The 12,403-nt window shown below is 65.6% G+C and carries 12 protein-coding genes; all 12 read left to right on the top strand.

All coding sequences use genetic code 11. From position 1 onward, the window contains the following. Positions 1-320: 320 nt before the first annotated feature. On the top strand, positions 321-776 hold the full coding sequence (locus ACT3S6_RS11975; protein WP_444555147.1) for a hypothetical protein: 456 nt from the start codon (positions 321-323) through the stop codon (positions 774-776). A gap of 200 nt (positions 777-976) precedes the next feature. After that, positions 977-1,723 (top strand): hypothetical protein, encoded by a 747-nt coding sequence (locus ACT3S6_RS11970; protein ID WP_444555146.1) that lies wholly within the window; start codon positions 977-979, stop codon positions 1,721-1,723. A gap of 14 nt (positions 1,724-1,737) precedes the next feature. Beyond that, positions 1,738-2,712, top strand: coding sequence for an HAD-IIA family hydrolase (locus ACT3S6_RS11965; protein ID WP_444555145.1), 975 nt, complete (start codon positions 1,738-1,740; stop codon positions 2,710-2,712). A 50-nt stretch (positions 2,713-2,762) separates the two neighbouring features. Continuing rightward, a complete protein-coding gene (locus ACT3S6_RS11960) occupies positions 2,763-2,939 on the top strand; it encodes a hypothetical protein (RefSeq protein WP_444555144.1) in 177 nt (58 codons plus the stop codon). Next, positions 2,936-3,733, top strand: coding sequence for a TlyA family RNA methyltransferase (locus tag ACT3S6_RS11955; protein WP_444555143.1), 798 nt, complete (start codon positions 2,936-2,938; stop codon positions 3,731-3,733). The genes ACT3S6_RS11960 and ACT3S6_RS11955 overlap by 4 nt, the downstream gene beginning before the upstream one ends. A gap of 96 nt (positions 3,734-3,829) precedes the next feature. Continuing rightward, positions 3,830-4,840, top strand: coding sequence for an NAD kinase (locus tag ACT3S6_RS11950; RefSeq protein WP_444555142.1), 1,011 nt, complete (start codon positions 3,830-3,832; stop codon positions 4,838-4,840). Beyond that, positions 4,837-6,576 carry a DNA repair protein RecN gene (gene recN, locus ACT3S6_RS11945; protein ID WP_444555141.1) on the top strand — a complete coding sequence of 580 codons (1,740 nt, stop codon included), beginning with the start codon at positions 4,837-4,839 and terminating at the stop codon, positions 6,574-6,576. The genes ACT3S6_RS11950 and recN overlap by 4 nt, the downstream gene beginning before the upstream one ends. A gap of 63 nt (positions 6,577-6,639) precedes the next feature. Continuing rightward, positions 6,640-8,328 (top strand): CTP synthase, encoded by a 1,689-nt coding sequence (locus tag ACT3S6_RS11940; protein ID WP_444555140.1) that lies wholly within the window; start codon positions 6,640-6,642, stop codon positions 8,326-8,328. 3 nt (positions 8,329-8,331) lie between these two features. Beyond that, positions 8,332-8,997, top strand: a complete 666-nt coding sequence (locus tag ACT3S6_RS11935) for an NUDIX domain-containing protein (protein ID WP_444555139.1) — start codon at positions 8,332-8,334, stop codon at positions 8,995-8,997. A gap of 21 nt (positions 8,998-9,018) precedes the next feature. Continuing rightward, entirely contained in the window at positions 9,019-10,002 is a 984-nt protein-coding gene (gene xerD, locus ACT3S6_RS11930) for a site-specific tyrosine recombinase XerD (RefSeq protein WP_444555152.1), read from the top strand. An 18-nt stretch (positions 10,003-10,020) separates the two neighbouring features. Then, positions 10,021-10,578: an NUDIX domain-containing protein gene (locus ACT3S6_RS11925; RefSeq protein ID WP_444555138.1), complete on the top strand. Its 558-nt coding sequence runs from the start codon at positions 10,021-10,023 to the stop codon at positions 10,576-10,578. 176 nt (positions 10,579-10,754) lie between these two features. Further along, positions 10,755-12,395 (top strand): NAD-dependent epimerase/dehydratase family protein, encoded by a 1,641-nt coding sequence (locus ACT3S6_RS11920; RefSeq protein WP_444555137.1) that lies wholly within the window; start codon positions 10,755-10,757, stop codon positions 12,393-12,395. Positions 12,396-12,403 lie beyond the last annotated feature (8 nt).

The following is a 12,403-nucleotide window of genomic DNA, read 5'->3' as shown; positions in this document are numbered from 1 at the left end:
TATTTTAGTAGTTGAGGCCCTCAGCCCTTGGTTGAGGGCCTCAACTCGTTAACGGCACCTGTTGGTATCCCGGCAGCCGCCAGTTCCGCCTCGTCGGCAAACTTACGGACGATTCGTCTAAGATTGAGTTAAAGTACTTTTCCCCTTGGGCACTTCCGAGGGGCCCGAGCAGTAACCCAGATGCGGCATGGCCGGATCTCAGAGAGGAACGGCCACCGTGGCTGACGAACGCAATAATTTCCGAGGCCCGCGGGACGATAAGTCCAAGGGAGCCGGCGGTAAGGACCGCCCAGGCCGCGAGAGCGGTTTCCGCGGTGGGAATGATCGTCGTGAAGGTGGCCCGCGCGGTGGCAGTGATCGTCGTGAGGGTGGCTTCCGCGGTGGGAATGATCGTCGTGAGGGTGGCTACCGTGGCGGTAGTGATCGCTCCGAGGGCGGTTTCCGCGGTGGGAATGATCGTCGTGAAGGTGGCCCGCGCGGTGGCAGTGATCGTCGTGAGGGTGGCTACCGTGGCGGTAGCGATCGCTCCGAGGGTGGCTTCCGCGGTGGGAATGATCGTCGTGAAGGTGGCTTCCGCGGTGGCAGTGACCGACGTGAGGGTGGTTACCGTGGCGGTAGCGATCGCTCTGAGGGCGGCTACCGTGGTGGGAATGATCGTCGTGAAGGTGGCTTCCGCGGTGGCAGCGACCGTCGCGATGGCGGTTACCGTGGCAAGCCTCAGCGCTCCGAGGGAGGCTCCCACAACAGGCATCAGTCAGCTCCACCTCGTGAACTGAAGCGCGGTGACGACACCAGGCGCAATTTCCCCGGTCTGGAAGAAGGGGAACGCCCCGCGCACAACCCTGCAGACCTGCGGGTCTCCAACAGGGCCGACCGCCCGCGCTCTCCCGAGATCGATTCCGATGTCACGGGGAAGGAACTGGACCGCATCACGCGCGCCGAGTTGCGCTACCTCGACGAAAAGAACTTTGATTGGGTGGCCAAGCACCTGGTGATGGCCGGGCGTCTGATAGATTTCGAACCGGAAATCGCCTATGAGCACGCCATGGCCGCCAGCCGGCGCGGTGGGCGTGTTGCTGTCGTGCGCGAAGCCGTTGGCCTCACTGCCTACACCGCAGGCAACTACGCCGAAGCTCTTCGCGAATTCCGCACCTTCCGGAGGATCAGCGGCTCCAACATCCATCTTCCTGTCATGGCCGACTGCGAGCGTGGACTCGGTAAGCCGGAGAAGGCGCTGGAGACGGCCCACAGTGAAGAAGCGACGACATTGGACACTCCTGGACGTGTGGAAATGGCCATCGTGGCTGCCGGGGCCCAGTCCGACCTCGGCAACAGAGACGCTGCCGTGAGTGAACTGCAGATTCCACAACTCGACATCAACCGGGCGTTCTCCTTCAGCCCCCGCCTGTTCGAGGCCTATGCGATGGCACTCGAAGCGGTGGGGAAGCAGGGCGAAGCCGAACTCTGGCGTCGACAGATTTCCCTGGCTGAACGTGCCCTTGGAGTCGGCGAATTCCAGGATCCGGACATCATGGATCTTGGTGACGACGAGGACTCCATCGAGGATGACAAGCCCCGTGCACGGGACTTCATCAACCACGCAGGCACGAGCCCGGAAGCGGCAGGAGACACCTCCGACAAGGCCGCCGAGGCATCCTCGAGCGTCGGCTCCGACTCCACCGAGTCGGATACTGCCTCGAGCGCTCCCGAGCCGGAACAGTAGGAGCCGAGCGCGTCATGTTGATTTCCTGCTTCGACGCCGTTCTTTCGGATCTGGACGGAGTCGTCTATACCGGGCCCAACGCCATCGAAGGTGCCCCCGAGGCATTGGGACGTTTGGCCGGTATGGGCGTCGAGCTTGCCTACATCACCAATAATGCCTCGCGGTCCCCTGAAGTGGTTGCGCGGCATATCCGCCAACTCGGGGCTCCCGCCGAGGCAGGTACGGTCTTCGGTTCGGCCGATGCCGGCGCAGACCTCCTGGCCGAGCGCATTCCTCCCCAGAGCAAGGTCCTCGTGGTGGGTAGCGCCTACCTGCGTGATTGTGTGGTGTCCCGCGGCATGACACTGGCGGAGTCTGCCGAGGAATCCCCGGCAGCAGTCATCCAGGGGTTCGACCCGGATGTGAACTGGTGCGATCTGGCCGAAGCAGCCCATGCGCTGAACGCGGGGGCGATGTGGGTGGCCACGAATACCGATATGACCATTCCACGGGCCCGCGGGCTTGCCCCGGGCAACGGAGCCCTGGTGCGGGCGGTATCCTCGGCGACTTCGGCGGAACCGCTCATCGCCGGCAAGCCAGAACCCCTGCTTTTCCAGGTTGCCGCGGAGCAACTCGAGGCCTCCAAACCACTGGTGGTCGGCGACCGTCTAGATACCGACATCCTCGGTGGCAACCGTGCCGGGTTCGCCACGGCCGTGGTCCTCACCGGGGTGGACGATCCTGCTGCCGTGCTGGGGGCCCCGGCAGATCAGCGGCCCAGGTTCCTGCTGGGAACCCTCGCGGAGCTGTACCTGGACTATCCGATCGTGCAGGCCACCGGGAAACAGATCGTGTGCGGGCACTCCCGTGCCGGGGTGGAGAACGGGAAGATCACCGTGGAGGGTTCGCGGGAGGACCTCAATAGCTGGCGGGCAGCGTGCTGTGCCTGGTGGTACGCGAATCCGCATGCAACGGAGCGGACGACGCCGGAAATCAGCTTCAACTCATAAGGGCGCCGGACGGCGTCGTCATCGCCGCCCTGCAGACCAGGAGGACCCCCATGGACACCCCAGAAGACGGACCGGACACCGACACGACCGGTGATGCCGTTGTTGATGCACAACTCGAATCGCTGAAGGCGGTGGACGGGCTGCCCGCAGAAGACCACGAGGCGGTCTATTCGAAGCTGCACGAAGCTCTGCAGCGCACGCTCGATGAGGACCCTTCCGAAGCATGAGCAGACTCGACCAGGAGCTCGTCGCCCGTGGCCTGGCCCGTTCACGGACCCATGCCGCCCAGCTGATTGCCGATTCCCGGGTGAGTGTCGATGGCCAAAAGGTCACCCGGGCGGCGAAGGCCGTGGCGGAAGCCCAGGACCTGGCCGTCAGCGAGGCCGAGGGAGAGGAATACGTCAGCCGGGCCGGACATAAGCTCGCCGGCGCGCTGGGGGTCTTCACCGACGTGCTGGTCCGGGGCCGTCGGTGTCTGGACGCGGGAGCATCGACCGGTGGATTCACGGAGGTCCTCCTGCGCAACGGCGCCGGGCAGGTGGTCTCCGTCGACGTCGGACACGACCAACTCGTGCGCCAGATCCGCGATGACCCGCGGGTCGATGTGCACGAGGGGATGAACATCCGCGGGGTGACCCGCGAGATGATCGGTGGTCCCGTCGACCTCGTCGTCGCGGATCTGTCCTTCATTTCACTGCGTCTGGTCGTAGGCCCCCTGGCCGGGGTGACCCGCCCGGGTGGGGACCTGGTCCTGATGGTCAAACCCCAATTCGAAGTGGGACGGGACAACCTCGGGCGCACCGGTGTGGTGACCAGCGCGGAATTGCGCCGCCGGTCCGTCGAAGGGGTCGTCCAGGCGGCTCGGGAGGCGGGACTGTCCCTGGCCGGCCTGGCCCGCAGTCCCTTGCCCGGACAAGACGGAAACGTGGAGTTCTTCCTGCGGCTGAGCCGCGTAGCCACCGCAGACCTTCCACAACCGGACGCGGAGACCCCCGCATTGCCAGAAGTTGACTACTCTTGAAGGGGACCCGTTCCGGCCGGACGATTCCGTGTCAGGAACCGGGCAGAAGCATGCCTTCGTCTACCGTGAAGTAGGTTCACAAAAGGGAAGGAACGCATGAGACGAATACTCGTCCTGGCGCATACCGGGAGGGAAGACGCCCTGAGAGCGGCGTTGGATACCTGTCTTCGGTTGCGTGACTCCGGGCTCATCCCCGTGATGCGACGTGACGAACTCCGAAACCTGCGCAACGCCCCCGATGGCAAGAGCCTCGAAGTGCAGATCCTCGACGAAGACGTCTCCCTGAGCGATATCGATCTCGGCATGGTCCTCGGCGGCGATGGCACCGTGCTGCGTGCGGCGGAAATGGTGCGCGAATCGGCGGTCCCGCTGTTGGGCGTCAATCTGGGCCATGTCGGATTCCTGGCCGAGAGCGAGCGGGCTGATCTACGCCATACCGTCGACTGGGTCGTGAACCGGCACTACGTGGTCGAGGAACGCATGGCCATCGATGTGCAGGTCTGGCTCGGAAACCGGAGGATTGCCCATACCTGGGCCTTGAACGAGGCCGCCGTGGAAAAGGCCAACCGGGAACGGATGATCGAGGTCGTCATGGAGGTCGACGGCCGCCCCATCAGCACCTTCGGATGTGATGGGATGGTCATGGCCACGCCGACCGGCTCGACCGCTTATGCCTTCTCCGCCGGGGGACCGGTGGTCTGGCCCGGTGTCGAGGCCTTGATCCTGGTGCCGATTTCCGCCCATGCACTGTTCGCCAAACCACTGGTGGTCGCCCCGACGTCGACCATGGCGATCGAGATGTTGACGCGTACCGATGCCAGCGGAGTGCTGTGGTGTGACGGCCGCCGCACCCTGGATCTGCCGCCCGGATCCCGCGTCGAAGTGACCCGCTCCACGAAACCCGTGCGACTGGCCCGCGTGAACCGCACGCCGTTCAGCGAGCGGCTGGTCCGCAAATTTGAACTGCCCACCAGCGGTTGGCGTGGCCCCGTGGATGATGCACACCGTGATACCGCCACGTCCTCGCTACCGGTGGTGACCTCGCCCCTGCAAGTCATCGAGCCCCGCCACTACCAGCCGCGTCCCGATACGGAGCAGCACCCATGATCGAGGAGATCCGCATCTCGGACCTCGGCGTCATCACCAGGGCCACACTGGAACTGGATCCGGGCTTCACCGTCGTGACCGGCGAAACCGGTGCAGGCAAGACCATGGTCGTCACTGCCCTGGGGCTCCTCCTGGGCAACCGGGCCGACGCCGGTGCCGTCCGCCACGGAGCCAAGCAGGCAGTGGCCGAGGCAATATTGCGTCTACCCTCCGATAGCCCGGCTTTGGCGCGGGCCGAAGACAGCGGTGCCCTGGTTGAAGAACACGCGGGGGATGCCGAGCTGATCCTGGCGCGCATCCTCAGCGCCGAGGGCCGGAGCAAGGCCGCCGTCGGTGGCACGGCCGCTCCGGTCGGGTTGCTCTCGGAACTGGGTTCCCACCTGGTGGCTGTTCATGGGCAAAGCGACCAGCTGCGTCTGCGCAGTGCGGTGGCCCAACGTGAATCCCTCGACAAATTCGGCGGTCCCGAGCTGGCCGCTGCGCGCTCGGCCTACCAGGAGACCTTCGATGGCTGGAAGGCCGTGTCCGTGGAGCTGGAGGAGATCACCTCCGCATCCCGTGAGCGGGCCCGCGAAGCGGAATCCCTGCAGCTGGCCTTGGAGGAAATCGATGCCGTTGAACCACTGCCCGGCGAAGACGAGGAACTCAAGGCCGAGGCCCAGAAGCTGGGGAACGTGGAAGGACTCCGTTCTGCTGCCGTCACCGCCCACGCGGCACTCAGTGGAGATGAATTCAGCGAGGACCCCAACGCCGTCGGCCTGGTCGAGGTGGCCCGGCGTTCCCTCGAGCTCGTCGCCGATGACGACCCCGAGCTGCAGACGCTCGGGAACCGGGTCAACGAGATCGGCATCCTGGTCGCCGATGTGTCCATGGAACTGGGTAGCTACCTGGGCACCTTGGACGGGGACGGACCCGGCCGGCTGGCCGAGGTCGAGGAACGCCGTTCGGCCCTGAACCAGCTGATCCGGAAATACGCTCCCACCATCGACGAAGTCATCAGTTGGTCCGAGACGGCCCGGAGGCGGCATATGGACCTGCAGGACGACACCGGACGGGTTGAGTCGCTCCAGGCCCAGCTGGACGGCTTGCAAGGGCGGCTGACGGAACAGGCTGCGGCACTCAGTGCCCTTCGCCGTGACGCCGCACAGCGGCTCTCCGAACGCGTCAGCTCCGAGCTGATGGCGCTGGCGATGCCCGATGCCCGTTTCGTCGTGGAAGTCACTGACGCCGAGGAACCGGTCAGGCATGGGGCCGATCAGATCTCGATGCTGTTGCAACCCCATGCCGGCAGCGCTCCCCGCCCCCTGGGCAAAGGGGCCTCGGGCGGCGAACTATCGCGGGTCATGTTGGCGATCGAGGTCGTGCTGGCCGAAACCGACCCGGTTCCGACGTTCGTCTTCGACGAGGTCGACTCCGGCGTGGGCGGCAAGGCGGCCGTTGAGATCGGAAAACGGCTGGCCATGCTGGCCCGTCATGTCCAGGTGATCGTGGTGACCCACCTGCCCCAGGTCGCCGCCTACGCCCAGCGCCATATCCGCGTGATCAAGAACTCCGATGCCCAAGCACAGGAAGGCGCGGGCTTCACGGCCAGCGACGTCGTCCGGCTCGAGGAAGGCGATCGCGTCCGTGAATTGGCTCGCATGCTGGCCGGGGCCGAAGACTCCGACACGGCCCAGGCGCATGCGGAGGAATTGCTTGAAAGCGCTCGTCAGGCCGTATCGAGCTTCGTGACATAGCTTTTCCGGACGCGGATACCAGCGTCCGGGAGATAGATTGACGACAACCCGTCCAGCAAATAGATGATAGGCTCGAACCCCGTGGTGCAGCGAACAATTTCCAAGTCCCGGTCCGAAACTACCAAGCAGATCTTTGTCACCGGTGGTGTGGCGTCGTCCCTCGGAAAGGGGCTGACGGCTTCCAGCCTCGGTCACCTGCTGCGGGCACGTGGCCTCACGGTGACCATGCAGAAACTGGATCCATATCTGAACGTGGATCCCGGCACGATGAACCCCTTCCAACACGGCGAAGTCTTCGTCACCGATGATGGGTCCGAGACGGATCTCGACATCGGCCACTACGAACGCTTCCTGGACGAGAACCTCGACGGTTCGGCCAACGTGACCACGGGACAGGTCTACTCCCGGGTCATCGAAAAGGAACGTCGCGGTGACTACTTGGGTGATACCGTCCAGGTCATCCCGCATATCACCGACGAGATCAAGCGTCGCATGCGGCTGCCGTCCGAGGCGGAGGACGCCCCCGACGTGATCATCACCGAAATCGGTGGCACCGTCGGAGACATCGAATCGCAGCCCTTCCTCGAATCCGCCCGTCAGGTCCGCCAGGACGTCGGCCGGAATAATGTGTTCTTCGTTCACGTGTCGTTGGTGCCTTATATCGGCCCATCCCACGAGCTGAAGACCAAGCCGACCCAGCACTCGGTGGCGGCATTGCGCTCGATCGGCATCCAGCCCGACGCCCTGGTGATCCGTTCGGACCGCGAAATCCCGACTGAGATGCGGGAGAAGCTCGGCCGCACCTGTGACGTCGATCCGGAGGCAGTCATCAACTGCGCCGATGCCCCGAGCATCTACGACATCCCCGTGACGATCCACGACCAGGGACTGGACGCCTACATCGTGCAGTCCCTGGGCCTGAAGTTCAAGGATGTCGACTGGACCCAATGGACCCGCCTGCTGCATGCGGTCCATCACCCGGACCATGAGCTCGAAGTGGCATTGGTCGGCAAGTACATCGAGCTACCCGACGCCTACCTTTCCGTCACCGAGGCGCTGCGCGCCGGCGGATTCGCCAACGGCGCCCGGGTCAAGATCCGCTGGGTCCCTTCCGACGACTGCGCCACCGAGGCAGGAGCCAAGAAGTCCCTGCACGGGGTGGACGCCATCTGTGTTCCCGGAGGCTTCGGCATCCGTGGGCTTGACGGCAAACTCGGGGCCTTGAAATTCGCCCGCGAAACCGGCATGCCGACCCTGGGCCTGTGCCTGGGCCTGCAGTCGATGGTCATCGAATACGCCCGCAACGTCGCCGGCCTGGCCGAGGCGTCCTCGACCGAGTTCGAGCCCGATTCGGTGCACCCGGTCATCGCCACGATGGCCGAACAGCAGCACATCGTCGACGGCGAGGGCGATTTGGGAGGCACGATGCGTCTGGGGCTCTACGACGCGACCCTGGGCGAAGGCACGGTCGTGGCCGCGACCTACGGAGCCACGCAGGTCTCCGAACGCCACCGCCACCGCTATGAGGTCAACAACAACTACCGCAAGCAGTTGGAGGAAGCCGGACTGGTCTTCTCGGGGACTTCCCCGGACGGCGACCTGGTTGAATTCGTGGAACTGCCGGCCGAGAAGCACCCGTACTACGTCTCCACCCAGGCGCACCCGGAACTGAGCTCGCGTCCGACCAGGCCGCACCCGCTGTTCGCCGGGCTGATCAAGGCGGGGCTGGACCACCAGAAAGCCGGTCGATAGACCATGGCGACCCCCGAGCGACAGGACGCGGGACCGGTAGACGAAATCAGTCGGCGCCGCGTGCTCCACTCCGAGTCCGTGTATTCGGGGCGGATCTGGAACGTGCTGCAGGACACCTTCGAACTGTCCGAAGGTGGCCAACCGCTGGTGCGTGACTACGTCGCCCACCCGGGAGCCGTGGCGATCCTGGTTCTGGATGACCAGGACCGGGTCCTGTTGGTGCGTCAATATCGCCACCCGGTGGGCATGCAGCTATGGGAGATCCCCGCGGGACTGCTGGACATGGAGGGGGAGCTGCCCCAGCATGCGGCGGCCCGTGAACTGGCCGAGGAAGCAGACCTGACGGCCGGACGGTGGGAGGTCCTGGTGGATATGTTCAATTCACCGGGTTCCTCCAGCGAGGCATTGCGCGTCTACCTGGCCCGTGACCCGCAGTTGATTCCTGCCGGCCAGCGTTTCGAACGCACCGAGGAAGAAGCGGAAATGCAGTGGGAATGGGTTCCGCTCGCCGAGGCCGTCCAAGCGGTATTGGCCGGAAACATCCACAACCTTTCGGCGGTTGCCGGGGTCATGGCCGCGGCCACCGCCAGGGCCCAGGACTTCACCGGCCTGCGCCCTGCCGACGAACCATGGACGGCCCACCCTCGTCTGCGGGCTTCCGGGGGATAGGGATCGGGTGAGCACATGTCCATGGCCGTGACGCCGGAACCGGCAGCCACCGGTGACGGCGGGGGGATTCCCGGACCGCTGGCTCGAGAGCTGGCCTCCTACCTCCAGCACGTCGCCGTCGAACGGGGGATGGCGGCCAATACCGTGGCCGCCTACCGCCGGGACCTGCAGCGCTACGCCACGTTTCTCGCCGGCCGGGACATCGAGTCCGCGACGGGAATCACCCGCCATCATTTGACCGAGTTCGCCCAATCCCTGCGTGACGGATCGGATGGAGGGGCCCCTCTCAGCGCCCGTTCGGCGGCTCGTTGTGTCGTCGCGGTGAGGGGTCTGCACCGGTTCTGGGCCCTGGAGGGGACCACCACCGACAACCCGGCTGCGGATCTGCACCCCCCGGCCGCCGGGCAGCGGCTGCCCAAGGCCATCAGTGTTGCCGAGGTGACCTCGATCCTCGAGGCGGTTCCCACCGACTCCGAAGCAGGTCTCCGCGACCGGGCACTTCTGGAGTTCTTGTATTCCACCGGTGCGCGCATCAGCGAGGCCGTGGGCCTGGACGTCGATGACCTGCATCTGGAACGCCCCGCCGATGGTCCTGCGGTCGTTCGTCTGTTCGGCAAAGGCTCCAAGGAACGCGTGGTCCCGCTGGGTTCCTATGCCGCCGCGGCGCTGGAGGCCTATCTGATCCGGGGACGCCCCGGCATGGCCGCCAAGGGCCAGGGAACACCCGGGCTGTTCCTGAACCTCCGGGGCGGTCGGTTGAGCAGGCAGTCGGCCTGGTCGGTGCTCAAGGTCGCCGCCGAACGCTCAGGCATCGGGAAGGACGTCTCCCCGCACACGCTGAGGCATTCCTTCGCCACCCATCTGCTTGAAGGCGGAGCCGATGTGCGGGTCGTCCAGGAACTGCTCGGCCATGCCTCGGTGACGACCACACAGGTCTACACCATGCTCAATGCCCAGACCCTCCGCGAGGTGTACGCCGCTACGCACCCCCGGGCAAACCACTAGGAACGGATCTTCGACATCATGGCACCCACACCGGCAACCCCACCCGTGCAGGTCGTCCTGTGCCTGCCCATCCTGAATGGGCTCACCGGACGCCAAGTGCTCCTGGGGCTGAAGCAACGGGGCTTCGGCGCCGGCCACGTGGTGGCCCCCGGAGGGAAGATCGAGCCGGGGGAGAGCCCGGCCCAGGCGGCGGCACGGGAACTGCACGAGGAAACCTCGGTGCTCACCGATCCGGCCACGCTGGAACCTGCCGCCCGGGTCTATTTCCGTTTCCCGGCCAACCCCGCGGCGGATATGGACTGCCAGGTCTTCCTGACCACGGAATTCTCCGGCATGGCCGCCGCCTCGGACGAACTCCTCCCGGGCTGGTATCCGGTCGGGCACCTGCCGTTGGACCGGATGTGGGAGGATTCCCCGCTGTGGCTGGACCGGCTGTTCCGTGGTGAACGCTTCGATGCCCTGGTCCGGTTGGGCGATGACAACGAATCGGTGGCGCACTTCGCCACGATTGCCTGGCCGGAGGGCACAATGCCTGATGCCCCTGCCACGGAATCCGATTTCCCCACCCCGGCATAACGCGTCTCGGGACCAAGCCTTCGCGGGCGGGCCCGGCAGGACGGCAGCCAGGGGCGGCGTTCATAATCTAGTGGATAAGTAACCTAGGAGACCTGACTCCTCATTTTCGAGGCCCTGCGACGTCCCGAACGACCAATCATCGTCGTCGATGGCCGAACGCCCGCGGTTCGGGCAGGATGTCTGCAAGGGGGTGTCGGTCCAATGCCCGGACTCCAGCTGCCACCGGGGGACCGCCCCGAGGCGGAAGGACGGTTTTCAACGGAAGGACACCGATGCCGGTCGGGGCTCATCAGGCAGGGGGCACACGCCGCGCCGTGCCGAAGAGGACGGTCTTCCTGACGGGGGCTAGCGGATCGATGGGTTCCGCCGCACTGGCCGAACTGGTCCGACGCCGGGACAAGTTCGACCTCGTGATACTGGTCCAGCATTCGCTCCGGGCCCGGCGTGCCTTGCGGCGCTACATGGCCATGCCCGGACTCCGGATCATCTGGGGCGACCTGCGTGACTACGCCGCGGTGCTCGAAGGGGTCGACGGAGCCGATTACGTCCTCCATGCGGCCGCCCTCATTTCCCCGGCCGCGGATCGTGATCCGGTGGCCACCGATCAGATCAACGTCGGGTCGATCATCAACATCCTCCGGGCGATCCGGGCACAACCCGATCCCGATGCCGTGCACCTGGTGTCGATCGGCTCCGTGGCGATGACGGGCAGCAGGCTGCCGCCGATCCATTGGGGACGTGTGGGGGATCCGATCGCCCCGGCGGTGGGGGACCACTACGCCGTCAGCAAGATCGAGGCGGAACGGCTCGTCGTGGAATCCGGCTTGGCCCACTGGGTCTCACTGCGCCAGACCTTCATCTGCATCCCGCGATTGTTGAGCCTCCTGCACCCGATCCTGTTCCACCAGCCGTTGGACACCGTCTTCGAGTTCGTGACGGCACGTGACTCGGGCCGGCTGTTGGCCAACGCCTGCGAGGAGGGGGTCGGAGACGACTTCTGGCGCCACGTCTACAACATCGGTGGTGGTGAGGACTTCCGCGTGGGGTACCTGGAATACCTGGACCGGGTGTTCAGCAGGTTGGGCCTGCCCCCGAGCCGGAAACTCTTCCGCCGTTCGTGGTTCGCGTTGAAGAACTTCCATTGCCAGTGGTTCCTTGACTCGGACGTCCTCGAAAAGCACCTGGAATTCCGCCGCGACGGCTTCGAGGAATATCTTGACCAGGTCGCTTCACAGGCCTCCTGGTACCTGAAGGCAGGGGTCGCGCGGCTCGTGCCGGGCTGGCTGCTGAGGGAGCTGCTGATGAAACGGATCGCCAGGAGGCCCGAAGGACCTCTGCACTGGATCCAGGGAAACGACCACGAGCGCATCGCGGCCTTCTTCGGGACGCGCACAAACTGGGAATCCATTCCCGGATGGGCGGAGGAGATCGGCGAACCCGGCCCGCCACGATCGCTCAGCCACGGCTTCGACGACCAGCTCCCCGACGCCGAACTCGGGGTCGTCCAGGCGCAATCGGCCGCGGCGTTCCGTGGAGGCGAGTATCTGGGGTCGTCCCTGGAACCCGGTGAGCTGCATACCCCGGCCTTCTGGCGGTGCGCCTTCGGCCACGAATTTTCGGCAACCCCCTACCTGGTCCTCCGCGCGGGGCATTGGTGCCCGGAATGCCAGGCACCTCCGTGGGACTTCGACCGGATCGCCGCCGTGAACCCCTTTTTCGCGCAGGTCTGGCCGACCGCCGAGCACCGGGGCCCCGACACGGAGAACGGCGGTGCCGAACCCCCGTTGGGGGCCGACACCGCCGTCGCCGGAGAGTAGATCCGGCG

The organism is Arthrobacter sp. AOP36-C1-22 (assembly GCF_052377515.1).
Classification (GTDB): Bacteria; Actinomycetota; Actinomycetes; order Actinomycetales; family Micrococcaceae; genus Arthrobacter_H.
The sequence above is the reverse complement of the archived record's forward strand: the minus strand, read 5'-3'. Positions and strand labels throughout refer to the sequence as shown.

Excerpts from the sequence above, each read along its gene's own strand:
- ACT3S6_RS11975 (WP_444555147.1), top strand. The coding sequence starts at position 321 with ATGATCGTCGTGAAGGTGGCCCGCGCGGTGGCAGTGATCGTCGTGAGG.
- ACT3S6_RS11965 (WP_444555145.1), top strand. The coding sequence starts at position 1,738 with ATGTTGATTTCCTGCTTCGACGCCGTTCTTTCGGATCTGGACGGAGTC.
- ACT3S6_RS11960 (WP_444555144.1), top strand. The coding sequence starts at position 2,763 with ATGGACACCCCAGAAGACGGACCGGACACCGACACGACCGGTGATGCC.
- ACT3S6_RS11955 (WP_444555143.1), top strand. The coding sequence starts at position 2,936 with ATGAGCAGACTCGACCAGGAGCTCGTCGCCCGTGGCCTGGCCCGTTCA.
- ACT3S6_RS11950 (WP_444555142.1), top strand. The coding sequence starts at position 3,830 with ATGAGACGAATACTCGTCCTGGCGCATACCGGGAGGGAAGACGCCCTG.
- recN (WP_444555141.1), top strand. The coding sequence starts at position 4,837 with ATGATCGAGGAGATCCGCATCTCGGACCTCGGCGTCATCACCAGGGCC.
- ACT3S6_RS11940 (WP_444555140.1), top strand. The coding sequence starts at position 6,640 with ATGATAGGCTCGAACCCCGTGGTGCAGCGAACAATTTCCAAGTCCCGG.
- ACT3S6_RS11935 (WP_444555139.1), top strand. The coding sequence starts at position 8,332 with ATGGCGACCCCCGAGCGACAGGACGCGGGACCGGTAGACGAAATCAGT.
- xerD (WP_444555152.1), top strand. The coding sequence starts at position 9,019 with ATGGCCGTGACGCCGGAACCGGCAGCCACCGGTGACGGCGGGGGGATT.
- ACT3S6_RS11925 (WP_444555138.1), top strand. The coding sequence starts at position 10,021 with ATGGCACCCACACCGGCAACCCCACCCGTGCAGGTCGTCCTGTGCCTG.
- ACT3S6_RS11920 (WP_444555137.1), top strand. The coding sequence starts at position 10,755 with ATGTCTGCAAGGGGGTGTCGGTCCAATGCCCGGACTCCAGCTGCCACC.